The sequence below is a fragment of the Aquabacterium sp. genome (assembly GCF_049274795.1).
Taxonomy (GTDB): Bacteria; Pseudomonadota; Gammaproteobacteria; order Burkholderiales; family Burkholderiaceae_C; genus Aquabacterium.
Map to the genome: position 1 here is coordinate 1 of NZ_JBASTH010000026.1, position 23,990 is coordinate 23,990.

22 protein-coding genes are annotated in these 23,990 nt (G+C 66.1%); 13 read left to right on the top strand and 9 right to left on the bottom strand.

The features are described from left to right. Nucleotides 1-1,653 (bottom strand): Rne/Rng family ribonuclease (locus tag WAQ08_RS03115; protein WP_422189177.1); only part of this gene is annotated, 1,653 nt, incomplete at its 3' end. 866 nt (nt 1,654-2,519) lie between these two features. Between WAQ08_RS03115 and WAQ08_RS03120 the strand changes: the two genes are divergently transcribed. The 4 genes from WAQ08_RS03120 to WAQ08_RS03135 are packed head-to-tail and all read left to right on the top strand — an operon-like array spanning nt 2,520 to nt 5,531. Then, on the top strand, nt 2,520-3,473 hold the full coding sequence (locus WAQ08_RS03120) for an RluA family pseudouridine synthase (RefSeq protein WP_422189178.1): 954 nt from the start codon (nt 2,520-2,522) through the stop codon (nt 3,471-3,473). A gap of 51 nt (nt 3,474-3,524) precedes the next feature. After that, a complete protein-coding gene (locus WAQ08_RS03125) occupies nt 3,525-4,202 on the top strand; it encodes an HAD-IA family hydrolase (RefSeq protein WP_422189179.1) in 678 nt (225 codons plus the stop codon). Then, on the top strand, nt 4,189-4,572 hold the full coding sequence (locus WAQ08_RS03130) for a Rieske (2Fe-2S) protein (RefSeq protein ID WP_422189180.1): 384 nt from the start codon (nt 4,189-4,191) through the stop codon (nt 4,570-4,572). Before WAQ08_RS03125 ends, WAQ08_RS03130 begins: the two co-directional genes overlap by 14 nt. Before the next feature lie 2 nt (nt 4,573-4,574). Beyond that, a complete protein-coding gene (locus WAQ08_RS03135) occupies nt 4,575-5,531 on the top strand; it encodes a S49 family peptidase (protein ID WP_422189181.1) in 957 nt (318 codons plus the stop codon). Nucleotides 5,532-5,561: 30 nt separating this feature from the next. Here WAQ08_RS03135 and WAQ08_RS03140 read toward each other — a convergent pair whose 3' ends face one another. Beyond that, nucleotides 5,562-6,404, bottom strand: a complete 843-nt coding sequence (locus WAQ08_RS03140; RefSeq protein WP_422189182.1) for an HDOD domain-containing protein — start codon at nt 6,402-6,404, stop codon at nt 5,562-5,564. Nucleotides 6,405-6,508: 104 nt separating this feature from the next. After that, a complete protein-coding gene (locus WAQ08_RS03145) occupies nt 6,509-7,093 on the bottom strand; it encodes a chalcone isomerase family protein (protein WP_422189183.1) in 585 nt (194 codons plus the stop codon). Nucleotides 7,094-7,349: 256 nt separating this feature from the next. Here WAQ08_RS03145 and WAQ08_RS03150 point away from each other — a divergent pair, with 256 nt between their 5' ends. Next, complete coding sequence (locus WAQ08_RS03150; protein ID WP_422189184.1) at nt 7,350-8,135, top strand: type III pantothenate kinase; 786 nt, start codon at nt 7,350-7,352, stop codon at nt 8,133-8,135. Between the two features lie 73 nt (nt 8,136-8,208). Here the strand turns inward: WAQ08_RS03150 and hslU are convergent, their stop codons facing one another. From hslU to WAQ08_RS03175, 5 genes are all read right to left on the bottom strand, one after another. Continuing rightward, nucleotides 8,209-9,543, bottom strand: coding sequence for an ATP-dependent protease ATPase subunit HslU (gene hslU / locus WAQ08_RS03155; protein WP_422189185.1), 1,335 nt, complete (start codon nt 9,541-9,543; stop codon nt 8,209-8,211). 7 nt (nt 9,544-9,550) lie between these two features. Continuing rightward, complete coding sequence (gene hslV, locus WAQ08_RS03160; RefSeq protein WP_422189186.1) at nt 9,551-10,102, bottom strand: ATP-dependent protease subunit HslV; 552 nt, start codon at nt 10,100-10,102, stop codon at nt 9,551-9,553. A gap of 8 nt (nt 10,103-10,110) precedes the next feature. Continuing rightward, nucleotides 10,111-11,889 carry an STAS domain-containing protein gene (locus tag WAQ08_RS03165; RefSeq protein WP_422189187.1) on the bottom strand — a complete coding sequence of 593 codons (1,779 nt, stop codon included), beginning with the start codon at nt 11,887-11,889 and terminating at the stop codon, nt 10,111-10,113. 33 nt (nt 11,890-11,922) lie between these two features. After that, nucleotides 11,923-12,642 (bottom strand): RNA polymerase-binding protein DksA, encoded by a 720-nt coding sequence (gene dksA, locus WAQ08_RS03170; protein WP_422189188.1) that lies wholly within the window; start codon nt 12,640-12,642, stop codon nt 11,923-11,925. A gap of 121 nt (nt 12,643-12,763) precedes the next feature. Further along, on the bottom strand, nt 12,764-13,831 hold the full coding sequence (locus tag WAQ08_RS03175; protein WP_422189189.1) for a CobW family GTP-binding protein: 1,068 nt from the start codon (nt 13,829-13,831) through the stop codon (nt 12,764-12,766). Between the two features lie 85 nt (nt 13,832-13,916). Between WAQ08_RS03175 and WAQ08_RS03180 the strand changes: the two genes are divergently transcribed. The 7 genes from WAQ08_RS03180 (at nt 13,917) to WAQ08_RS03210 (ending at nt 22,076) form a co-directional block, all read left to right on the top strand. Continuing rightward, entirely contained in the window at nt 13,917-14,816 is a 900-nt protein-coding gene (locus tag WAQ08_RS03180) for an HlyC/CorC family transporter (protein ID WP_422189190.1), read from the top strand. Nucleotides 14,817-14,827: 11 nt separating this feature from the next. Then, nucleotides 14,828-16,384 (top strand): apolipoprotein N-acyltransferase, encoded by a 1,557-nt coding sequence (gene lnt / locus WAQ08_RS03185; RefSeq protein WP_422189191.1) that lies wholly within the window; start codon nt 14,828-14,830, stop codon nt 16,382-16,384. A 129-nt stretch (nt 16,385-16,513) separates the two neighbouring features. Further along, on the top strand, nt 16,514-17,449 hold the full coding sequence (gene glyQ / locus WAQ08_RS03190; protein ID WP_422189192.1) for a glycine--tRNA ligase subunit alpha: 936 nt from the start codon (nt 16,514-16,516) through the stop codon (nt 17,447-17,449). 2 nt (nt 17,450-17,451) lie between these two features. Then, complete coding sequence (gene glyS / locus WAQ08_RS03195) at nt 17,452-19,635, top strand: glycine--tRNA ligase subunit beta (protein ID WP_422189193.1); 2,184 nt, start codon at nt 17,452-17,454, stop codon at nt 19,633-19,635. Between the two features lie 58 nt (nt 19,636-19,693). Continuing rightward, a complete protein-coding gene (gmhB, locus tag WAQ08_RS03200; RefSeq protein ID WP_422189194.1) occupies nt 19,694-20,302 on the top strand; it encodes a D-glycero-beta-D-manno-heptose 1,7-bisphosphate 7-phosphatase in 609 nt (202 codons plus the stop codon). Then, the gene (locus tag WAQ08_RS03205) at nt 20,299-21,108 is read left to right on the top strand and encodes a lysophospholipid acyltransferase family protein (RefSeq protein ID WP_422189195.1); all 810 of its coding nucleotides are present in this window, start codon (nt 20,299-20,301) and stop codon (nt 21,106-21,108) included. The genes gmhB and WAQ08_RS03205 overlap by 4 nt, the downstream gene beginning before the upstream one ends. Next, nucleotides 21,105-22,076, top strand: a complete 972-nt coding sequence (locus WAQ08_RS03210; RefSeq protein WP_422189196.1) for a M48 family metallopeptidase — start codon at nt 21,105-21,107, stop codon at nt 22,074-22,076. Before WAQ08_RS03205 ends, WAQ08_RS03210 begins: the two co-directional genes overlap by 4 nt. On the opposite strand, the gene WAQ08_RS03215 is transcribed toward WAQ08_RS03210, so the two are convergent. Then, nucleotides 22,063-23,145, bottom strand: coding sequence for an MBL fold metallo-hydrolase (locus WAQ08_RS03215; protein ID WP_422189197.1), 1,083 nt, complete (start codon nt 23,143-23,145; stop codon nt 22,063-22,065). The genes WAQ08_RS03210 and WAQ08_RS03215 overlap by 14 nt on opposite strands. Nucleotides 23,146-23,272: 127 nt before the next feature. On the opposite strand from WAQ08_RS03215, the gene can reads away from it, so the two are divergent. Then, nucleotides 23,273-23,947, top strand: coding sequence for a carbonate dehydratase (can, locus tag WAQ08_RS03220; protein WP_422189198.1), 675 nt, complete (start codon nt 23,273-23,275; stop codon nt 23,945-23,947). The last annotated feature ends 43 nt before the right edge of the window (nt 23,948-23,990 follow it).

Here is a 23,990-nt window from a genome sequence, read left to right on the forward strand (position 1 = left end):
GGCGGGGGCAGGCTCGGGCTTGGGCGGCGCCACGGGGGCCGGCTGGTCGGGCAGCACGCCCTTGATCACCGGTTCCTGCTTGGGCTTGGCCCGTTCGCTGGCATCTCGGCGGCGGGTGATGCCCACCTCGTCGTCCGGCTCCTCGATCATCGTGTAGCTGGCCTGGATGTTTTCCAGACGCGGGTCGTCGTGACGCAGGCGCTCCAGCTTGTAGTTCGGGGTCTCGATGTGCTTGTTGGGCACCAGCAGCACGGTCACGCGCTGCTTGAGCTCGATCTTGGTGATCTCGGTGCGCTTTTCGTTCAGCAGGAAGGAGGTCACTTCCACCGGCACCTGCACGTGCACGGCCGAGGTGCTGTCCTTCATCGATTCTTCTTGAATGATGCGCAGGATCTGCAGCGCCGACGATTCGGTGTCGCGGATGTGGCCCGTGCCGTTGCAGCGCGGGCAGGTGATGTGGCTGCCTTCGGACAGAGCGGGGCGCAGGCGCTGGCGAGACATCTCCAGCAGGCCGAACTTGCTGATGGAGCTGAACTGTACGCGGGCACGGTCGAAGCGCAGGGCGTCGCGCAGGCGTTGTTCCACCTCGCGACGGTTCTTGCCTTCTTCCATGTCGATGAAGTCGACAACGATCAGCCCGCCCAGGTCCCGAAGACGCATCTGGCGAGCGATTTCATCCGCTGCTTCCAGGTTGGTGCGAAAGGCGGTTTCTTCGATGTCGCTGCCGCGGGTGGCGCGGGCGGAGTTCACGTCCACCGAGACCAGGGCCTCGGTGTGATCGATCACGATGGCGCCGCCGGAAGGCAGGTTCACCGTGCGGCTGAAGGCCGTCTCGATCTGGTGCTCGATCTGGAAGCGCGAGAACAGGGCGGCATCGTCACGGTAACGCTTCACGCGGTTGGCCGTGTCGGGCATGACGTGCAGCATGAACTGCTTGGCCTGCTCGTAGATGTCGTCCGTGTCGATCAGGATCTCGCCGATGTCGGCGGTGAAGTAATCGCGGATGGCGCGGATCACCAGCGACGATTCCTGGTAGATCAGGAAGGCGCCCTTGCCCTCGCGTGCGGCGCCATCGATGGCCGACCACAGCTTGAGCATGTAGTTCAGGTCCCACTGCAGCTCGGCGGCACTGCGGCCGATGCCGGCGGTGCGGGCGATCAGGCTCATACCCTTGGGGTATTCGAGCTGGTCCATTGCCTCTTTGAGTTCTTCGCGGTCATCGCCCTCGATGCGGCGGCTCACGCCACCGCCACGCGGGTTGTTGGGCATCAGCACCAGGTAGCGGCCGGCCAGCGAGACGAAGGTGGTCAGGGCGGCGCCCTTGTTGCCGCGTTCCTCCTTTTCGACCTGGACCAGCAGTTCCTGGCCTTCCTTGATCACGTCCTGGATCTTGGCCGAGCGGACTTCCGCGCCTTCCTTGAAATACTGGCGGGAGATTTCCTTGAACGGCAGGAAGCCGTGGCGGTCTTCACCGTAATCGACGAAACAGGCTTCGAGCGAAGGCTCGACGCGCGTCACGACGGCTTTGTAGATATTGCCCTTGCGCTGTTCGCGCCCTTCGATTTCGGTTTCGAAGTCGAGCAGTTTCTGTCCGTCGACAATGGCCAGGCGCCGTTCTTCGGGCTGCGTGGCGTTGATCAGCATGCGCTTCATGTGCACTCCAGTGACAGCGAGGCCGTCCGGGATGGCGCCGGACGATACCTCGACGTACCCAGACCAGAAGGCCGGGGCACTGCTTCATGCACGAATCAACGAGACGGAACCGGGTAAGGAATTGCCTGGGCCTCGACCGACGCGCTTTGATGGTGGCGCATGTGTCAGCGGGGCAGGGGCGCGTGCGTCAATGGCGTAGACACGAGGCAGCCGGACACGCGCGCAGGCGGCCGCCGGCATGCCCACAAGGCCTGGGCCTTTGGCATGAGGTGCTGCTGCAGAGGGTGGGAGGTGCCATGAATGAAGGGGCGGGACATCCGGGTGCGGCGCGACCGCGCCCGCTCGCAGGCGATCACGTCCGTCGTGCGGAACGTGGCCAGGCGGGGGGTATCGGCGACACAAGCCTTGGAGGGCCCCATCATGTGTTTTGCTTATTGACGCGGGCCAGAGCGTTTTGGCGGGTTGCCCCTTGAAACCGCTCAAGCCCATAAACCTTGTTCGTGGGTTCGATCGTCGCTGGTTCTGACAAAGGCTGCCGACCGCAAAACCGCACCTTGGGCGGTTTTCTCGAAGCCGGGCAGACATTGCTGCATCACCATCGCTTTTTGGCTTTGTTCGAATCCAGGCCGGCGGGCCGGGACAATCATCCGGGCGCTACACTCTTGCCGGGCCTTGCCTGTATTGCAATATCCAACAATCACAACACTGATTCAAACGTGGCCAAGCCCATTATAGGTGCGAAAACATCGTCCCATCGGGCGAAATATCCGCAAAAAACGACGCACGCCAATGCGCCGGCGCCCACCCGCGCAGCCCCCCCCGTCCGCGAGCAACCAGTCCCGCCAGCGCCTGCGCAGACGGCCAGCGTGCAACGCCTCAGCATCGACGAGGGCAGCGACGGCCAGCGCCTGGACAACTTCCTGATCAAGACGCTCAAGGGCGCGCCCAAGACCCTGGTCTACCGCATCATCCGCAGCGGTGAGGTGCGCGTGAACAAGGCGCGCGCCTCGGCCGATACCCGCCTGACGCTGGGCGACGAGGTGCGGGTGCCACCCGTGCGCCTGGCCGAATCGGCACAGGCGGGCGCCTCGGCCGCGCCGGCCCGAGAGTTCCCCATCCTGTTCGAGGACGACCACCTGATCGCCCTGAACAAGCCCGCCGGCGTGGCGGTGCACGGCGGCAGCGGCGTGAGCTTCGGCGTGATCGAACAATTGCGTCAGGCCCGCCCGCAGGCGCGCTTCCTGGAACTGGTGCACCGGCTGGACAAGGAAACCTCCGGCGTGCTGCTGGTGGCCAAGAAGCGCAGCGCCCTGGTCACCCTGCAGGACTGTTTCCGCCACCGCACCGCGCACAAGACCTATGCGGCCATGGTGATCGGCCACTGGCCGGCCTCGCGCAAGGTGGTTGACGTGGCGCTGCACAAGTTCCTCACCGCCGAAGGCGAGCGGCGTGTCAAGGCCGTGAGCGGCGAGGACGACGACGGCCGCCGCTCCATCACCCTGGTCAAGGTGGCGCAACTGTTCGAGCGGGGCGCCCAGGCCTTCTCGCTGCTGGATGTCACCATCAAGACGGGGCGCACCCACCAGATCCGCGTACACCTGGCGCACGAGGGCCACCCCATCGTGGGTGACGAGAAGTACGGCGATTTCGCCTTGAACAAATCCCTGGCCCGTGGCTCGCTGGTCGAAGGCAGCAAGTTCGACCGCATGTTCCTGCATGCGCGTGATCTGCGCCTGCCGCACCCGGTCACGGGTGAAGAACTCTGCCTGACGGCCCCTCTGCCGCCAGAATGTCAGGCGCTGGTGGATCATCTTGCCTGAGCCGCAAGCCGTCGGCTTCCTTGCCCCCTCTCCAACTGCCCCCACTTGTCGATGACCACCGTGGACACCAACCGCCCCCGCCAGTTCGACCTCGTCGTGTTCGACTGGGATGGCACCTTGTTCGATTCGACCGCCCTGATCGCCGGCTGCATCCAGGCAGCCTGTGCGGATCTGAGCCTGCCCGTGCCCTCGCGCGAGGAGGCCGCTTACGTGATCGGCCTGGGCCTGCACGATGCGCTGGCCCACGTGGCTCCCACCCTGGAGCCGGCTCGCGTGCCGGAACTGGGCTTGCGCTATCGCCACCATTACTTCGCCAGCCAGCACCAGCTCAGCCTGTTCGAGGGCACGCTGGAGATGCTGGCCATGCTCAAGGCGCGGCAGCATTGGCTGGCCGTGGCCACCGGCAAGAGCCGTCAGGGCCTGAACGAAGCGCTGCAGCATGTGCAACTGCGTGATGTCTTCGATGGCACCCGCACGGCCGATGAAACCCGCTCCAAGCCCAACCCGCAGATGCTGATGGAGCTGATGCGCGAGTTCGGCGTCGAGCCCGAGCGCACCCTGATGATTGGCGACACCACGCACGATCTGCAGATGGCCGTCAATGCCGGCACGGCCTCGATCGCCGTGTCCTACGGTGCGCATGAACCTGCTGCCTTTGCCGCCTTCCCGACCCGGCTGGTGGCCCATTCGGTGGCCGAGCTGCAAGACTGGCTGCATGCCCATGCCTGAGCTCAACCTCGAGGCGCAGTACCTGTGCGAGTCGGCCGACCTGAAGGAATGCGAAGGCTCCGTCACCTTCGAGGTGATGGAGTTCGGGGTGGTCTTGAACGCCTTTGCCGTGCGCTTCGACAACCAGGCCGTGGGCTACCTGAACCGCTGTGCCCACGTGCCCACCGAGTTGGACTGGCAGCCCGGTGATTTCTGGGACATGGACAAGCGCTTCATCATCTGCGCGGTGCATGGCGCCCTGTACGATCCGCCCAACGGCCTGTGCGTGATGGGGCCCTGCAGGGGCAAGAAACTCATTTCGATTCGCCTGGAAGAGCGCGGCGGACAGGTCTATTGGTATCCTGACGATCAATTCCAACCGGTGTTCTGAGCATGAGCATTGATTCCACCTCGTCGCCCCAGGGAGGGGCTGTGCAGCAACAGCTGCTCAACGAATTCGCCCGCGCCTACCTGGCCGAGCAGCGCAGCCAGCGCCGCTGGCGTTGGTTCTGGCGCATCCTCTGGACGGGCCTGCTGATGGCGCTGATCTGGGGATCGCTGCAGAGCATGCCTTCCAGCTCCGCGCCGACCACGCCGCACACGGCGCTGGTGGAGGTGCGTGGCGAGATCGGCGTGGATGCCGATGCCAACGCGGACAACCTCAATTCGGCGCTGCGCAGCGCCTTCCAGGATGCGGGGGCCAAGGCCATCGTGTTGCGCCTGAACTCGCCCGGCGGCAGCCCGGTGCAGGCCGGCCTGATCAACGACGAGATCCGGCGCCTCAAGGCCATCCACAAGAAGAAGGTCTACGCCGTGTGCGAAGAGATGTGCGCCTCGGCCGCCTTCTACATCGCCGTGGCTGCTGACCAGATCTACGTGGACAAGGCCTCGCTGGTGGGCTCCATCGGCGTGCTGATGGACGGCTTCGGCTTCACGGGCGCGATGGAGAAGTTCGGCGTCGAGCGCCGTCTGCTGACGGCGGGCGCCAACAAGAGCATGCTGGATCCGTTCTCGCCGCGCAACCCCAACCAGGACGCGCTGGCGCAGAGCATGCTCGACCAGATCCACCAACAGTTCATCAAGGTGGTGCGCGATGGCCGTGGCAAGCGCCTGAAGGAAACGCCCGACACCTTCTCGGGCCTGTTCTGGAACGGTGAAGAGGCCGTCAAGCTGGGCCTGGCCGATCACCTGGGCAGCCTGGATTCCGTGGCGCGCGACGTGGTCAAGTCCGAGGACATCATTGACTACACCGTCAAGGAAAACCTGGCCGAGCGCCTGGCCAAGCGCTTTGGCGCCTCTATTGGCGCAGGGGCCGCGCAGGCCATGCGCTCGTCGGTGACGGTGCGCTGAAGAGCGCGGCCCGTTGCTCGGGCTGCCGCTTCACTCGTCGAGGTCGTGCACCTTGCGGTAGGCGGCTTCCGGCGACAGGTTGAGCAACTCGGCCAGATCGGCCACGTCGTCGGGCAGGGCGGCCTGGGCGTGGGGGTTGTCCCAACCGTACTGCGTGTGGCGGGCCACCCGCACCGCCAGCATCACGTTGCGCACCTGCGGGTGGCGGGCATGGCGCTCGTCCGTGCAGCGGATCAGCAGATCCGGCAACTGCCACACGCACATCAGCTCTGGTGCCAAGTCGATCAAGCGCACGCCGAGGATCGACTGCTGGGCATCGGCTGATCGCAAGGCTGTGTCCTGCTCCAGTCGGTCGGCCAGCAACTGGGCCAGCCGCGGGGCATGGCACCACAGCATCATGTCGACGAAGCTGTGCAGCATCGCCGCCTCGTGGATGATCACGGCATCCTCATCCTGCCGATGCAGGGCGAAGCTGTAGGCGAAATGAGCCGCGCGCCGGGCTCTCAGCACCACCTTGTGCAGGCCCTCGAGCGCCGTGGGGTTGCCCTCGAACCAGGTCTGCGTGGTGGGCAAGCCCACGAAGGCCTTGAAGAAGGGCTCGATGCCCTGCATCAGGATGGCGCCGGTGAGGGTTTCCGGCGGCTCCACATTGAGGCGGGTGCAGTAGCGCGACACATGCACCAGCACCTTCAGGGTCATCAGCGGATCGCTGTTGATCTCCTGGGTGAGCAGGTGCGCGTCCACGTTGCCTTTGGCCTCTTCCTGCTCATGCAGGGCGGCGATGTTGAGCGCCGTGCCGGGCAGCACCGGGATGTCCGCATCCTCCAGGGCATGGATCCATGCGGCAAGGTTGGGCAGGGCGTGATCGATCATGGGATCGGCGATCAAAGAATCGATACCCTGTTATCGACAAATCTGCAAAAGGGCGCAAGGGGGCGCACCCTGCCTGATGCCTGGATCAGCCCCTTGTTGCGGCACTATTTGCGTCCCAGCAGGGCGGCCTTGAGATCGGCATCGACAGGCTTGGGGCCCAGCCAGATGCGCAGCAGGCCTTTGAAGAAGGCTTCGTCGGGCATATCGGAGCCCTGGCGCTTGCCGTCCACGTAGATGCGGGTGCCCGTCTGCGGCAGGTAGTCGATCCGCACCAGCGTGCCCTTACGGGCCGAGCCAGTCTCTTCCATCAGATGGCCCAGATCCTGCAGCCGTGGCAGGAAGCGCTCGTACACCTCGGGCGGGTTGTTGGCCTTGAAGCCCTTCATCAGGGCGCCCACGAAGTCCTGCGCAGACACATCGCGCAGCAACACGGTGTGCACGCTCTTGGCGCCGGGCTGGTCAAGCGCCTCTTCCAGGGTGCTGCCCTTGTGCGGCAGGTACAGGCTGGCGGCGTACACATCCACCACCAGCTTGACCCGTACGCCCGCGCCGTTGAGTTGCAGCGGCTGGTTGGCCACCTGGATGGTGTCCTCGAAGCGCACGCCTTCCAACTCCACGGCGGCCCAGGTGGCGGGGCTGCAAAGGGCGCTCAGGCCGGCGAGGGCCCAGGCGGCGAGGTGTTTCTTCATGCGCGGCTCCTTGTTGTTTAACGAATGATAATCCAAGGGTTAACCCTTTTGTTGTGCTGTTGGCCAGTGGTCATTTCCGGACTTCGCGCGGCGCGTGCCTTCAAAAAACCACATCCTTTGGCCTCTCAGGGCAAGCGGTGTGCCGCTTGCAGGCAGAATCGCCCCAGACCTCGCGGCCACAAGCCGAGGCATTGCCCCACCCGGGCACATTCCACGAGATTTCTGGAGAGGAATGTGCCGGTTCATACCCATACCCATGACGTTCCTGGTGATCGACATTGGCAACACCCGCCTCAAGTGGGGGGTGTATGCGCAAGCCCATCCCGAGGCGCCCCTGCTGGAGCAAGGCGCCGTTGTTCTGGAAGACATCGACGGCCTGTGGGAGACGACCTGGAAGCACTTGCCACGTCCGCAAGGCATGCTGGGCTGTGTGGTGGCTGGCGAAGCCATCAAGCGCCGGGTCGAAGAGCACCTGAGCCGCTGGGGCCTGTCACCGCACTGGCTGGTGGCCACCTCACGGGCGGGCGGTGTCATCAACGGCTATGACCATCCCCACCGCCTGGGGGCTGATCGCTGGGCCGCCCTGGTGGGGGCTCGCCATGAAAGCCGGGAGCTGGGCCCCTCCAAAGCCGCCGCGCTTGTCATCATGATCGGCACGGCCGTCACCATCGATGCGCTGGACAGCAAGGGTCATTTCCTGGGTGGATCGATCATGCCCGGCTTCGGCCTGATGCTGCGCGCGCTGGAAACGGGCACGGCGGGCCTCAAGGTGCCCATGGGCTCAGCCACGGAATTCCCGACCAACACCAGCGATGCGCTGACCAGCGGCGGCACGGATGCCATCGCGGGGGCCATCGAGCGCAGCTACCGCCGCCTGGCGCGTCGGGAGGGCAGCGATCCCTTGCTGTTGATGTCCGGTGGGGCGGCGCCCAAGCTGCTATCGCTGGCCGAAGAGTTGCCGGTGCGCTTTGTAGAGCACCTGATCTTCCAGGGGCTGCTGGTGCTGGCGCACGAGCAGGCGCTGGGGCGCGAGACCTCCTGAATCCTGCTGCGGCTGCAGGCTGAGCCGGGCGGGCGCCGTTAAGGTGCCATAAAAGCGCCGCCAGGCCCCTGGCTCAGAGGATGAAGCGCGAGAGATCCTCGTTGCGCGCCAGCTCACCCAGGCTGGTGTCCACCTGAGCGCCATCGATCGAGCGTGTCTGACCCGACAGGTTGGGCGCGCTGAAGCTGAGTTCTTCCAGCAGGCGCTCCATCACGGTCGACAGGCGGCGCGCGCCGATGTTCTCTGTGCGCTCGTTCACCTCGAAGGCGATCTGGGCGATGCGGCGGATCGCGTCTGATGTGAACTCCAGCGTCACGCCTTCGGCCGACAGCAGGGCCTGGTACTGCTTGATCAGGCTGGCGCTGGGCTGCGTGAGGATGGCCTCGAAATCGTCCACGGACAGCGATTGCAGCTCCACCCGGATCGGGAAGCGGCCTTGCAACTCGGGGATCAGATCACTGGGGCGGCTCAGGTGGAAAGCTCCCGAGGCGATGAACAGGATATGGTCGGTGCGCACCATGCCATACTTGGTGTTCACCGTGGTGCCTTCGACCAGAGGCAGCAGGTCGCGCTGCACGCCCTGGCGCGACACCTCACCGCCCTGGCTCTCTGCGCCACGGCCGGCCACCTTGTCGATCTCGTCAATGAAGACGATGCCGTTCTGCTCGGCCTTTTCGAGCGCGCGGGCTTTGATGTCTTCTTCGTTGACGAGCTTGCCGGCTTCTTCCTCGATCAATTGGGCGCGGGCATCGGCCAGCTTGAGCTTGCGCAGCTTCTTGCGCTCGCCGCCCATCTGCGAAAACATGCCGCGCAGCTGCTCGGCCATGTCTTCCATGCCGGCGGGGCCCATGATCTCGACCGTGGGCTTGGCCTCGGCCAGCTCCAGTTCGATTTCCTTGTCGTCCAGCGTGCCTTCGCGCAGGCGTTTGCGCATCACCTGGCGGGCGGTGCTGTCGCCGCTTGGGCTGGCCGTGAAGCCCACGTCATGGCGCGGTGGGGGCACCAGCACATCGAGCAGGCGCTCTTCGGCGGCGTCCTCGGCGCGCATGCGCTGCAGCTTGATCTGGTGGGCGCGTTCCTGCTTGATGGCCACCTCGACCAGGTCGCGAACGATGGTGTCCACGTCCTTGCCCACGTAGCCCACCTCGGTGAACTTGGTGGCCTCGACCTTCACGAAAGGCGCATCGGCCAGTTTGGCCAGGCGGCGGGCGATTTCGGTCTTGCCCACGCCGGTGGGGCCGATCATCAGGATGTTCTTGGGCGTGATCTCGCCGCGCATGGGCTGCTCGACCTGCTGGCGGCGCCAGCGGTTGCGCAGGGCGATGGCGACGGCGCGCTTGGCGTTCTTCTGGCCAATGATGTGGCTGTCGAGTTCGCTGACGATTTCTTGCGGGGTCATGGCGCTCATGTGAGCATCAATCCAGTGTTTCTAGTGTGTGGTTCTGGTTGGTGTAGATGCACAGGTCGCCTGCGATCTCCAGCGATTTCTTGACCACCTCGGCGGCGCCGAGTTCCGTGTTCTGCAGCAGGGCACGCGCGGCCGCCTGGGCGTAGGCGCCGCCGGAGCCGATGGCGATGACGCCCATCTCGGGCTCCAGCACATCGCCGTTGCCGGTGATGATGAGCGAGCTTTCGCGGTCGGCCACGGCCAGCATGGCCTCTAGGCGGCGCAGCACGCGGTCCGTGCGCCAGTCGCGCGTGAGGTCGACCGCAGCGCGGGCCAGGTGGCCCTGGTGCTTCTCGAGCTTGGCCTCGAAGCGTTCGAACAGGGTGAAGGCGTCGGCGGTGGCGCCCGCGAAGCCCGCCAGTACCTGTTCGCGGTACAGGCGGCGCACCTTGCGCGCGCTGGCCTTGACGACGATGTGGCCCAGGGTGACCTGGCCGTCGCCACCCATGGACACCTGCCAGGTGCCCGCGGCGGTGCGGCGGCGCACGCTCACGATGGTCGTGCCGTGATAGTTTTCCATGGCCTCTATTAGACCAGTTGGAGCTTGACCTTGGCGTGCTCGGTGATGCCCATGGCGCCAAAGAAGAGGGCGACCAGACGGTGCGGGTTCACGAAGTTGACGGTGCGGTTCTCGGCGCTGCGTGCCAGCACCCAGTTCAGCAGATCGCCGGCGGCGATGAAGTCCACCCGGATCAGGTGGGCGCAGTCGAGCTGTACGGCCACGCTGGCGCCGAGCTGGGTGTCCAGCTCCGACAGGGTGCTGCCGATGTCGCCGCTGAGCTGGCCGGACAGCTCCAGCGAGGCCACCTGGATGAACTCGATGTCATCGTGCAGGATGGATTCGACGAAGCTGGTGGAGACATCGCCGATGTGGCTGAGCGAGACGGTCTGCGTGCAGGCGGCGTCACGGATCAGCTTGACGCTGCATTGAGGCGCCTCCCAGGAGGGGGGCGACAGCTCGTAGGTGACGCAGTAGTCGATGGCCGCTTCGTCGAACTGGTCGGGGCGGTTGGCCAGGCGCAGCAGCTCCAGGCGCAGCATCCAGATGTCCGGGTCGGCGTCGCGGTTGCCGGTGGGCGACATCTCGATGAGCACATCCAGCAGGCGGTCGATGCCGATCCAGGTCATGTGCAGGGGTTCGAGCCCCCAGTCCTTGAACTGCTTGTGCAGCAGGCCGGCGGCTTCGGGCGTGATCGCCTCGACGCCAGCCCAGTCCATCACCCAGGGGCGGGGCAACTGCAGCACCTCGCAGCGCAGGCGGCCCAGGGCGTCGGTGTCCATGATGGGTGGGGCGATCCAGCCTTCCAGAGGGGGCTCGGTGCTTTCCACGGCGGCCCGTGCCTGGACAGGCTTGGCCTCGGTGGCGGCGCTGGCCGGTGCCACCATCTGCGTGCGGGCGGCCAGATGGCGCGACACGCGCTCGGGCAGCGAGTACCACTGCGGCGCCGACAGGCCGAACTGGTGCACGAAAGCGTTGGCCAGCGTGTCGAACTTGGGTTGCTGATCAAGCGCGCGGTACAGATCGAACAGCACCATCCAGGTGTCCGACTGCCCGTGGCGCGGGCCGCCGGGCTGGATCAGTGTCATCAGGTTGCGTTCGCACTGCTCGAAATCGGCATTGGCGAAGGCGATCACAGCCTCGTCCAGCTCGGAATCGTGCGTGATCTCGTTGACGTCGACCGCGAAGGCGTTGGTGAAGCCCGTGGGCGCCAGAGGCGAGTGCACGGGGCCGCGGACGATGGGCGGCTCGCCAGGCATGCGGGGCACCTCGGTGCGGGCCGAGATCAGCACGCTCTCCGGCACCGTGGTGGGCGCATCAGGCGCCTGCATGGGCTGGGTGGGGATGTCTGTCGGGCTGAAGGGGCGGGTGGCCGCGTAGCCGTCGGCGGGCATGCCGCCGGGCAGGGTGGGCGGCGAGGTGTCGCCGTTGTGCACCGGGCGGCGGGGCTCTCCGGCACCCACCATCTGCTGCTCGATGGCGTCGATCTTGGCCTTGACGGTGACGTCCGACTTGGCGCTGCCGCTGTTGATCTTGGAGGACTCGGAGTCCAGGTTGGACGGGCTGGTCAGGGCCAGTGCGCTGTCGTGGCTCAAGCCCTCGCGGCGGATCTTGCGCAGCATGTCGAGCTCGCGCTTGCGCACGAAGTCGTTGCGCCGCTTGCGCTCGATCATGGCTTTGATCTCAGCCTTGGCGTACTCGCTTTCGCGGTTGTCGGTCGCGTTGGAATCGAGCTCAGTCCAGTCCGTGGCCGGATGGGACACGAACTTGACGACCTTGCGCAGAAAGTTGCTCGTGTCCTTGCTCATGGGTACGGCCAGTATGACACCCGGGGCAGGGCGTCAGTCTCCGAACATCTTCTGCTTGAGTTCGCGGCGCTGTTGTGCTTCAAGCGACAGCGTGGCCGTGGGGCGGGCCAGCAGTCGGCCCAGGCCGATGGGCTCGCCGGTTTCGTCGCAGTAGCCGTAGTCGCCGGATTCAAGGCGGGTCAGGGCCTGGGAGATCTTCTTGAGCAGCTTGCGCTCGCGGTCGCGGGTGCGCAGCTCTAGGGCGTGTTCTTCCTCGATGGTGGCACGGTCGGCCGGATCGGGGACGATGGAGGTGTCTTCGCGCAGGTGCTCGGTGGTTTCACCGGCGTTGGACAGCAGATCGTCCTTCAGGGCTTCCAGGCGGGTGCGGAAGGCTTCCTGCTGCTTGTCGCTCATGTACTCGCTGTCGGGCATGGCCAGCAGCTCGGCGTCGGTCAGTTCACGGCCCGATTTGGTTTTCCAGGCGTTGGCGAGTTTGGAGTCGACCTTGGTCGCTGTAGTGGGCATGTTCTGGGAAACCTTGGATGCAGATACTGCGGATTCGGCACTTGGGGCCGAAGCTTGAGCCGGGGGGGCGGCCGACCGGCTGGCCGGCTTGCCCGCCTTGGTGGCTGGGGAAGCGGAGGATGGAGCGGTTTTAGGCGCAGCCTTGGCCGTTGCCGGCGTCTTGGCCGGCGCTTTCTCGGCGGCGGTCTTGGCAGACGCCTTGGGCGCTGCTGCCTTGTCGGCCGCCTTGGCTGTGGTCTTGGTCACAGGATCCTCCTTCCCGAAAAACACGTTCCATCAGCTGGATGGCGGGGTCAGTGGCACGAGACCCCGACCGCTCCATTGTCGTGCCCCGCCAAAGCGGGAGCGCGCGGCATTGTAGCCACGTTCAGACCAGGCAGCCTTCCAGACCTGCTCTCAGCAGGTCTTGGGGCAGGTCCAGCCCGATGAACACCATCTTGCTGATCTTGGTTTCGCCCGGGGCCCACTTGGGGCCCACATCGCTGCCCATCATCTGGTGCACGCCCTGGAACACGACCTTGCGGTCCATGCCCATCACGTTGAGCACGCCCTTGTAGCGCAGCATGCGCGGGCCGTAGATCTGCACCACCGAGCCCAGGAAATCCTCCAGCTTGGTGGGGTTGAAGGGCCGGTTGGACTTGAACACGAAGGACTTGACGTCGTCGTCGTGGCGATGGTGGTGTGGGTGGTCGCAGTGCTCACCGTGTTCATGGTCGCCATGGTCATGGCCGCAATCCGGGCCATGCTCGTGATGGTGGTGACCGTGGTCGTGGCTGTCGTCCTTGAGGAAATCGGGGTCGATCTCCAGCTTGGCGTTCAGGTTGAAGCCGCGCAGGTCGAACACCTCGCCGATGCTCACTTCGCCGAAATGCACGCGCTTTTGCGGTGCACGGGGGTTCATGTGCTTGATGCGGTGGGCCAGGGCATCGACCTCGGCGGCAGGCACCAGGTCGGTCTTGCTGATGAAGATCTGGTCGGCGAAACCGATCTGGCGGCGCACTTCCTGGCGGGTGTCCAACTGCCCTTCGGCGTGCTTGGCATCCACCAGGGTGACGATGGCGTCCAGCAGGTACTGGTCGGCGATGTCGTCGTCCATGAAGAAGGTCTGCGCCACGGGGCCGGGGTCCGCCAGGCCGGTGGTTTCGATCACGACGCGCTCGAACGACACCTCGCCGGCGCGCTTCTTGGCGGCGAGGTCGGTCAGCGTGGTGCGCAGATCCTCACGGATGGTGCAGCAGACGCAGCCGTTGCTCATCTGGATGATCTGCTCCTGCGTGTCGGACACGAGGATGTCGTTGTCGATGTTTTCTTCGCCGAACTCGTTTTCGATGACGGCGATCTTCTGGCCATGCGCCTCGGTGAGGATGCGTTTGAGCAGGGTGGTCTTGCCACTGCCCAGGAAGCCGGTAAGGATGGTGACGGGAATCAGGCTCATAACACAAGTGTAGCCCCATGGGTGAGCCTGTGTGGCCACAGGGTTGCGCTATTCTTGGTGTGTCTCAACCACGACACCGCCCTCCGTGTCCGAACCCTCCCAGAGTCGGCCCCCTCGCGCCGACAAATCCAGCCGTCCCGGCGCCCACAAGGACCGCCGTACCCTTTTCGAGCGCGTGGTCGAATTCATTTCGCCCGGCCCCGACTCCACGGACGAGCTGATCGAATCCCTGGCCGAGGCCGAACAGCGCGAGTTGATCGAGCCCGAATCGCGGGTGATGCTGGAGGGGGTGATCCGGATGGCCGGCATGACGGCCGGCGATGTCATGGTGGCCGTGCGCCGCATGGACATGCTGGACATCCAGGCGCCTTACGAAGAGTTGCTGCACTTCATCATCGACACGGCGCATTCGCGTTTCCCGGTGTACGAGGGCAGTCGCGACAACATCATCGGCGTGCTGCTGGCCAAGGATCTGCTCAAGCTGCAGCGTGCCCCCGAGCTGAACCTGCGCACCTTGTTGCGCGCGCCCATGTTCGTGCCCGAATCCAAGGGGCTGAACGAGTTGCTGCGCGATTTCCGTACCAACCGCAGCCACCTGGCCATCGTGATCGACGAGTTCGGCCGCACGGCGGGCCTGATCACCATCGAGGACGTGCTCGAGGAGATCGTGGGCGAAATCGAGGACGAATTCGACGACGAAACCAGCGACACCAGCATCTTCACCCTGGCTGATGGCAGCCAGCGGGTGGCGGGCGATACCCTGATCTCATCGGTGAACGAGGTGTTCGAAACGGCGCTGCCGGAAGAGGATTTCGACACCATCGGCGGACTGGTCGCGCACGAGCTGGGGCATGTGCCGCGGCGTGGCGAGATCATCAAGGTGGGCGGGTTGCGCTTCACGGTGATGCTGGCGCGCGGCGGAGCGGTGCGGTGGTTCAAGGTGACCCCTCTGCGTCCTGGCGGCGACACGGTGGACGAAGCGTGAGGCGCGCAGGCATGACGCGGCGCGGCGTGAGCGGCCTGCGCTGGCTGGCGGTGGGTGCCTTGGCGGGCGTTCTCCAGGCTCTGGCGTTCTACCCGGCCGTGGCCCATCTGACCCCGGCGGGTCCGGTCGCGATGAGCGTGCTGGCCTTGGCGGCCCTGGTGCTGGTGCTGCACCGTGCCGAGCGGCCCATGCAGGGCGCCTGGGCAGGCTGGGGCTTCGGCACGGTCTGGCTGGTGGGGGGCACGGGCTGGATGTTCGTCAGCCTGCACCGTTACGGGGGGCTGCCCTCCTGGCTGGCTGGCGGGGCGGTGCTGCTGCTGTGCGCGGCCTTGTCCCTGTACCTGGCCCTGGCGTGCGCGGCTTGGGGGCGCTGGCGTCGCCGCCGCTGGGCGGCTGATGCGCTGCTGCTGGGCGGCCTGTGGCTGCTGGCGGAAGCGGCGCGCGCGCTGATCTTCACGGGCTTTCCCTGGGCGGCCAGCGGTTACGCGTTGCTCGATTCGCCGTTCGCGAGGTTGGCGCCCTGGGTGGGTGTCTATGGCATGGGGCAGGTGCTGGTGACCCTGGTGGCCGCTTTGGTGCTGGTCGTGGTGTTGCGGGCCGGAGGCAAGGCCCGCATCGCCCTGGTGGGCGGGGTGGCGGCGCTGGGCATCGCCCATGCCGTGCTGCCGTCATTGAGCTTCGTGCAGATCCATGGCCGTCCGCTGTCCGTGGCCTTGCTGCAGGGCAATGTGCCGCAAAGTGAAAAATTCGAGCCGCAGCACCAGGGTGAGGCGCTGATCTGGCATGCCACGCAACTGGTGTCGGCCAAGGGTGACCTGATCGTGGCGCCCGAGACAGCCATCCCGCTCCTGCCCTCGGATCTGCCCGAGGGCTTCTGGGCGGCCTTGCTCAAGCCTTTCCAGAAAAGCGATCGCGCCGCTCTGATCGGCGTGCCGCTGGGCAGCTTCGAGCATGGCTACACCAACTCGGTGGTGGGTGTGTCGCGCGGCACGGTGGGGCTGGAGGGGGGCGTCTTTCGCTACAACAAGCATCACCTGGTGCCGTTCGGCGAGTTCATCCCCTGGGGCTTTCGCTGGTTCGTCGACATGATGAACATGCCCCTGGGTGATTTCACCCAGGGGCCGCGCAATGCGCCTTCGTTCGAGGTGGCGGGACAGTGGGTGGCGCCCAACATCTGCTACGAGGATCTGTTCGGCGAGGAACTGGCGGCCCGCTTCACCGGGGCGCTCACGCCGGCGCCCACCATCCTGGCCAATGTGAGCAACCTGGCCTGGTTCGGTGAGGAGGTCGCCATCCACCAGCATCTGCAGATCGCCCGGCTGCGCTCGCTGGAGTTCCAGCGCCCGACCATTCGCTCGACCAACACCGGCGCCACGGTGGTGATCGATCACCGCGGTGTAGTCACTGACCTGCTGGCCACCAACACCCAGGGTGTGTTGTACGCGCAGGTGCAGGGCACCACCGGCCTGACACCGTTTGCCCGCTGGGCCGGCCCGTGGGGGCTGTGGCCGCTGATCGGTCTGGCGGTGGTGCTGATCGTGGCGGTGACGCGCCGGCCGGCATCCTGATCGGGGCTGGGCCCAGGTATGCGCCGCCTGCCAGGCTGTGGCACAGCCTGGGTAGCCCCTTAAAATGACGTGTTCGGTTCGCGGCACACCGCCGCCGGACCTTTTGAAGACATTTCCAAGGCCATCGACATGCTGACCTTCCAGCAACTGATCCTGCGTCTGCAAAGCTACTGGGACGCCCAGGGCTGCGCGCTGCTGCAACCCTACGACATGGAAGTAGGGGCAGGCACCAGCCACACGGCCACCTTCCTGCGCGCCCTGGGCCCGGAGCCCTGGAAGGCCGCCTACGTGCAGCCCAGCCGCCGCCCCAAGGATGGCCGCTACGGCGAGAACCCCAACCGCCTGCAGCACTACTACCAGTACCAGGTGGTGCTCAAGCCTGCGCCAGCCAACATCCTGGAGCTGTACCTCGGTTCGCTGGAGGCCCTGGGTTTCGACCTCAAAAAGAACGACATCCGCTTCGTCGAAGACGACTGGGAGAACCCCACGTTGGGCGCCTGGGGCCTGGGCTGGGAGGTCTGGCTCAACGGCATGGAAGTGACGCAGTTCACCTACTTCCAGCAGGTGGGGGGTATTGACTGCAAGCCCATCACCGGCGAGATCACCTATGGCCTGGAACGCCTGGCCATGTACCTGCAGGGTGTCGAGAGCGTGTACGACCTGGTCTATTCGCAGGATCCGGCCGGGAACATCGTGAAATACGGCGATGTGTTCCACCAGAACGAGGTGGAACAGTCCACCTACAACTTCGAGCACAGCAACGTCGAGTTCCTGCTGGGTGCCTTCACCAACTACGAGACGCAGGCCAAGTACCTGATGGAACAGCAGTTGGCGCTGCCAGCGTACGAGCAGGTGCTCAAGGCTGCCCACACCTTCAACCTGCTCGATGCGCGCGGTGCGATCTCGGTGACCGAGCGCGCCGCCTACATCGGCCGCATTCGCAACCTGGCCCGAGCCGTGGCGGCCAGCTACCTCGACAGCCGGGCCCGCCTGGGCTTCCCGATGGCCCCCAAGGCCTGGGCCGACGAGGTGATCGAGCAACTGAACAACAAGAAGGCGGCCTGAGCATGACCTCCGTGGATCAAAAGGCCAACCTGCTGGTCGAACTGTTCGTTGAAGAGCTGCCGCCCAAGGCGCTCAAGAAGCTGGGCGAATCCTTCGCCACCGTGCTGGCCGACAGCCTGAAGGCGCAGGGCCTGGCCGCTGCCGATGCAGCCGTGACCTCGTTCGCGTCGCCGCGCCGCCTGGCCGTGCATGTGGCGGCTGTGGCTGGCAAGGCGGCCGACCAGGCCGTGCAGCAAAAGCTGATGCCCGCCAGCGTCGGCCTGGACGCCGCTGGCAATGCCACGCCGGCCCTGCTCAAGAAGCTGGCCGCGCTGGGCGCAGGCCCTGAAGCTGTGGCGGGCCTCAAGCGCGCGCCCGATGGCAAGGCTGAAGCCTTGTTCTACGACAGTGTCAAATCGGGTGCCACGCTGGCCGAAGGCCTGCAGAAGGCCCTGGACGAATCCCTGGCCAAGCTGCCCATCCCCAAGGTGATGACCTACCAGCTGGAGCAGGGCGAAGGCGCCAATTTCCAGCCCGGCTGGACCAGCGTGAACTTCGTGCGTCCGGCCCATGGCCTGGTGGCCTTGCACGGCAGCACCGTGGTGCCCGTGTCGGTGCTGGGACTGAAATCCGGCAACAGCACCCAAGGCCATCGCTTCGAGGCCAAGGTCAGCCCCGTGGTGCTGCGCGATGCCGACAGCTACGCTGCGCAACTGCGTGAGGATGGCGCTGTGATCGCCAGCTTCGCCGAGCGCCGCGCCGAGATCGTGCGCCAGCTGCAGGCCGCCGCCGCCAAGGCCGGCACGGACCTCAAGCCCATCGACGACGACGCCCTGCTGGACGAGGTCGCCGCCCTGGTCGAGCGCCCCAATGTGCTCACCGGCCGCTTCGAGCAGGCCTTCCTGGAAGTGCCCCAGGAGTGCCTGATCCTGACCATGAAGGCCAACCAGAAGTACTTCCCGCTGCTGGATGCTCAAGACAAGCTCACCAACCAGTTCCTGATCGTCAGCAACATCAGCCCCGAGGATGCGAGCTTCGTGATCGGCGGCAACGAGCGCGTGGTGCGTCCGCGCCTGGCCGATGCCAAGTTCTTCTTCGACCAAGACCGCAAGAAGACGCTGGAATCCCGCGTGGCTGGCCTGGCCAAGGTGGTCTACCACGGCAAGCTGGGCACCCAGGGCGAGCGCGCCGAGCGCGTGCGCGCCATCGCCCACGAGGTGGTCAAGCAGTGGAGCCTGGGCACCGTGCCCATCACGGTGGACGACCAGGACCACTTCGCCGCGCTCGACAGCAAGGCGCAGCAAGCAGCCCGCCTGGCCAAGACCGACCTGCTGACCGACATGGTCGGCGAGTTCCCCGAGCTGCAGGGCATCATGGGCGGTTACTACGCTCGCCACGAGAACCTGCGTGATGGCGTGGCCATCGCCATCGAGGACCACTACAAGCCTCGTTTCGCCGGCGACAGCCTGCCGCGCAACCACACCGGCACCGTGGTGGCCCTGGCCGACAAGCTCGAGACCTTGATCGGCCTGTTCGGCATCGGCCAACTGCCCACGGGTGACAAGGATCCGTTCGCGCTGCGCCGCCACGCCCTGGGCGTGATCCGCATCCTGGTCGAAAAGCACTTGCCGCTGTCGCTGCCGGCCCTGATCGAAGCAGCCCTTCCGGCCTTCGGTGAGCTGATCCAGGACCCGACCGAGCCGCTGCTGGCCTTCTTCTCTGACCGCCTGGCCGTGTCCCTGCGCGAGCAGGGCTACAGCGCCCAGGAGGTCGATGCCGTGCTGGCGCTGAAGCCGGCCCGCCTGGGCGATGTCACCCGTCGCCTGGAGGCCGTGCGTGCCTTCGCCGCGCTGCCGGAGGCGGCCGCCCTGGCTGCCGCCAACAAGCGCGTGGGCAACATCCTCAAGAAGGCTGAAGGCGAGACCGAAGCCCGCGTGGACACCGCCTTGCTCAAGGAGCCGGCAGAAGCAGCCCTGTACGAATCGCTGCAGTCCGTCGCGCCCCAGGCCCAGCAGGCCTTCGAGGCCGGCGACTACACCGGTGCGCTCAAGGCCCTGGCGGTGCTCAAGGCCCCGGTGGATGCCTTCTTCGATGGGGTGATGGTCAATGCAGAGGATGCCGCGCTCAAGGCCAACCGCCTGGGGCTGCTGGCCACGCTGCATGGCGCCATGAACCGCGTGGCGGACCTGTCCCGCCTGGCGGCCTGAATCGGGTGAATGGGGTCACGTTGTACGGCGCGGCCCCTGTACGTCATACTTTGCAGCCATGAAGCTGGTCATCCTGGATCGCGACGGCACGATCAACCACGAACGCGACGACTACATTAAGTCGCCCGAGGAGTGGGTGCCGCTGCCTGGGGCCATCGAGGCCATCGCGCGGCTCAACCACGCCGGCTGGCACGTCGTGGTGGCCACCAACCAGTCCGGCATCGGGCGGGGGCTGTTCGACATGGCGGCCATGAACGCCATGCACGCCAAGATGCACCAGATGCTGGCGCGCCATGGCGGCCGGGTCGATGCGGTGTTTTTCTGCCCGCACATGCCTGAAGACCAGTGCACCTGCCGCAAGCCGCAGCCGGGGCTGTTCAAGATGATCGGTGAGCGTTTCAACGTGTCGCTCGACGAGGTGCCCATGGTGGGCGACCTGCCGCGCGACGTGCTGGCTGCCCAGTCCGTGGGCTGCGAGCCGCACCTGGTGCGCACCGGCCAGGCCGCCGCCATGACGGACGTTGAACTGGTGGACCTGCGCCGCCAGGTGCCGGGGCTGACCATCCACCCCGACCTGTCGGCCTTCGCCGACTTCCTGATCCTGCGTGATCGCGCGGCCCACGGTGAGGATGGACCCGTGGCCACGCACATGGGCGAATTTTCATGAACAGATGTCAGGCCGCGGTGGCATTGCGCTCGCTGGCCTTCGGTGTGTGGATGGCGGTGACCGTGGTGCCCTATGCGGCTGTGCTGGTGCTGGCCTCGGTGCTGATCGGCGGGGCGCGTCTCTACTGGTTTGCTGCGGGCTGGAACCGGCTGACGATTTGGGGTGCGCGCGCCATCTGCGGCATCGAGCACCGGGTGCAGGGCTGGGAGCAGGTGGACGCGGCCCATGCGGCCGGGCAGCCCCTGATCATCTGCGCCAAGCACCAATCCGCCTGGGAGACCTTCTTCCTGAGCGTGGCCATGCCGCGCCCCTTGTCCTACGTGTTCAAGCGCGAGTTGCTGTGGATTCCGTTCTTCGGCTGGGCGCTGGCCCGGCTGGACATGGTGCACATCGACCGTGCCCGCCGTGGCGAGGCCTCGCGCAAGGTGGCCGAGCAGGGGCGCCGCATGCTGGACCGGGGTAACTGGATCATCCTTTTTCCTGAGGGCACACGTGGGCCGCGCGGTGGGCAACTGCCGTACAAGCTGGGCGCGGCCCGGCTGGCGGTGGACACCGGCACGCCGGTGCTGCCTGTGGCCGTGAGCTCCGGCCGCTGCTGGCCCAAGGGCTGGTGGGTGCGGCCGGGTGTCATCGATGTGTCCGTCGGGGCGCCTATCCCCGTGGCGGGTCGTACCCCTCAGCAGGTGATGGACGAGGTGGAGACCTGGATCGAGGGTGAGATGCGTCGCCTGGATCCTGATGCCTACACGGCGCGCTCCAAGCCGCCAGGCGCCCTGCAGACCAGCCCGGGAGGCTCGCGCGCATGAGCGTCCACCAGCAGCTCACCTTGCCCTGGTGGTCGGATGAATCGCCGGCCGAGGCGCCTGCCTCGACACCGGTGGTCGCGCCGGACGTGGCTGATCAAGCCGGCAGCGGGCGCCCTCGCTCGGGCACGCCAAAGGCGCCAGGCAAAGGGCAGGGCGACGAGACCTCGGCGCGCAAGCAGCGTCTGACGCGTGACCCGAGTCCGGTGGACAACCTGCCGGTGTTTCGCCATCCGCAAGCTCATCACGAGATCCGCCTGGGCAATGCGCTGGTGGCCTTCGAGCTCAAGCGGGTGCGGCGCCGCAGCATCGGCATGGTGGTGGGCGTCGAAGGCCTGAGCGTGCGTGCCCCCCGCTGGGTGGGCTGGACCGAGATCGAAACCGCGCTGACGGAGAAGGCGCGCTGGATATGCACCAAGCTGGCCGAACAGCGTGAGCGTGAACGCCAGCAGGCGGCCGCGCGCATCGAATGGCGCGAAGGCGCAGTGGTGCCCGTGCTGGGTGAGTCCGTGATCCTGGTGCTCGATGCCCGTCAGCCCGGTGCCCATCTGCACGAGGATGCCCAGGCCCTGCCGGGTGTGCCGCGCAAGACCTTGCACCTGGGCCTGCCGCAGAGTGCCACGGCCGAACAGATCCGCGATGCCGTCAACGCGTGGCTGCAGCGCTATGCGCTGGCGTACTTCGACTTGCGCGTGCGCCACTATGCCGCGCAACTCGGGGTGAAGGTGTCCAGCCTGCGCCTGTCATCGGCGCGCACGCGCTGGGGCAGTGCCAGTGTCGATGGCTCCATCCGCCTGCACTGGCGCCTGATCCACTTCGGGCCAGCCATTGTCGATTACGTGGTGGCGCATGAACTGGCGCATCTCAAGGAGATGAACCACAGCCCTCGCTTCTGGGGCGTGGTGCGCTCCGTGCTGCCTGAGTACGATCAGGCGCGCGAGCAACTGCGCCACGCCGTCATCCCGGACTGAAGCGCCACACGCCTTGCTCATCGGCCTGGCGGCGCAGCTCGCCCCGGTGCCACAGGTAGTTCAGGTGCGCCACGGCCTCGCCCATGGCGAAGGTGGTCTGGTGCATGTCCAGCGCGCGCTTGAACAGCACGGGTAGCAGCTCGGCCGCCGTGCTGGGCCGTTCGGCACAGGCTTGGCGGATGTCGTCCAGGCGCTCCTGGTGGTGGGTGCGCAAGGCGTCCACCCGCGCGTGGATGCCGACGAAGGGGTGGCCGTGAGAGGGCAACACCAGCGTGTCGGGCGGCAGCTCCTCGTAGCGGCTCAGTGAATCCAGGAACAGGCCCAGCGAATCGGCTTCGGGCTCCGCATCCGTCACACTGACGTTGGTCGAGATCTTGGGCAGCAGCATGTCGCCCGAGATCAGCACGCCCTGGGCCTCGCTGTACAGGGCGATGTGCTCCGGCGCATGGCCGAAGCCGGCGATGCAGCGCCAATCATGTCCGCCGATCGACACGGTCATGCCCTCGCGCAGGCGGCGGTAGCTGGCCGGCACGGAGGGCACCATCGACGAGTAGTACCCGCCACGCTGACGGATCAGCGGCAGGCCTTTGCCATCGTCCAGCCCGTGGGAGGCGAAGTAATCCGCCGCACGGTCACCGCCGTAGCCGGTGGTGGACTGGCAGGCGATGGTGGCCGCCAGGAAATCCGTCGCGCTGATCCACAGCCGGGCCGGGTGCCCCGTAGGGCTGAACTGCTCGATCAGCCACTGTGCATTGCCGATGTGGTCCGGGTGCATGTGGGTGACCAGCATGCGGCCCAGCGGCTTGCCCGCCATCGGCCCGGCCCACAGCGTGCGCCAGGCCTCGTGGATGGCGTCGATGGACACGCCGGCATCCACCACCGTCCAGCAGGGCTGCCCGTCCAGTTCATCGTCCAGCACCCACAGGTTGATGTGGTTCAACGCGAAGGGCAGGGGCATGCGCACCCAGTGCAGGCCGGGGCGCAGCGTCATCCATTCGCCTGGGGTTGGCTGGGTGCTCTCCCACGGGTACTGCAGGGCGGGATGCTGAGGGGCTGCGGACGACTGCATCGGGATCTGACTTCGTTGATGACCGAACGATTGTGCCTTCCATAGGGGCGTCCTGGTGGGCGAGGGCTTTGCATGCATGCCGCATTCAGCCGCACTTCGGAAGTTGTCTACACTTGACCGCATGAAGATGGATCACCTGTTTGACAACAACCGCGCCTGGGCCCGAGACATCGAGCAGCGCACGCCCGGTTTCTTCACCCGCCTGCAACAGCAGCAATCGCCGCAGTACCTGTGGATCGGTTGCAGCGACAGCCGCGTGCCGGCCAATGAAATCGTCGGCCTGCTGCCGGGCGAGCTGTTCGTGCACCGCAATGTGGCCAACGTGGTGGTGCACTCTGACCTGAACTGCCTCTCCGTCATGGAGTTCGCTATTGACTCGCTCAAGGTCAAGCATGTGATCGTGGTGGGCCACTACGGCTGCAGCGGCGTCAATGCGGCCATGAAGAACCTGCGCGTGGGCCTGGCCGACAACTGGCTGCGCCACGTGCAGGATGTGCGCAATCACCATCAGCAGTGGCTGAACGCCTTGCCCGAGGGGCCTGTGCGCCTGGACGCCCTGTGCGAGCTCAACGTGCTGGAGCAGGCGCTCAATGTGTGCCATACCACCGTGGTGCAGAGCGCCTGGGAGCAGGGCCAGGAAGTGGCCGTGCACGGCTGGGTCTACGGCTTGCATAACGGTTTGATCAAGGACCTGCGCATGACCACCTCGAAGGCCGAAGACGTGCCCGAGGCCTACGCCCGTGCACTGGAGGCACTCAGAAACCGTTATGCCGGGCACTTGTCGGCGGCCGACCAGGCCTGATCCCCCTGCGCGGGCCCACATCACCTCACATTCACACAGGCGC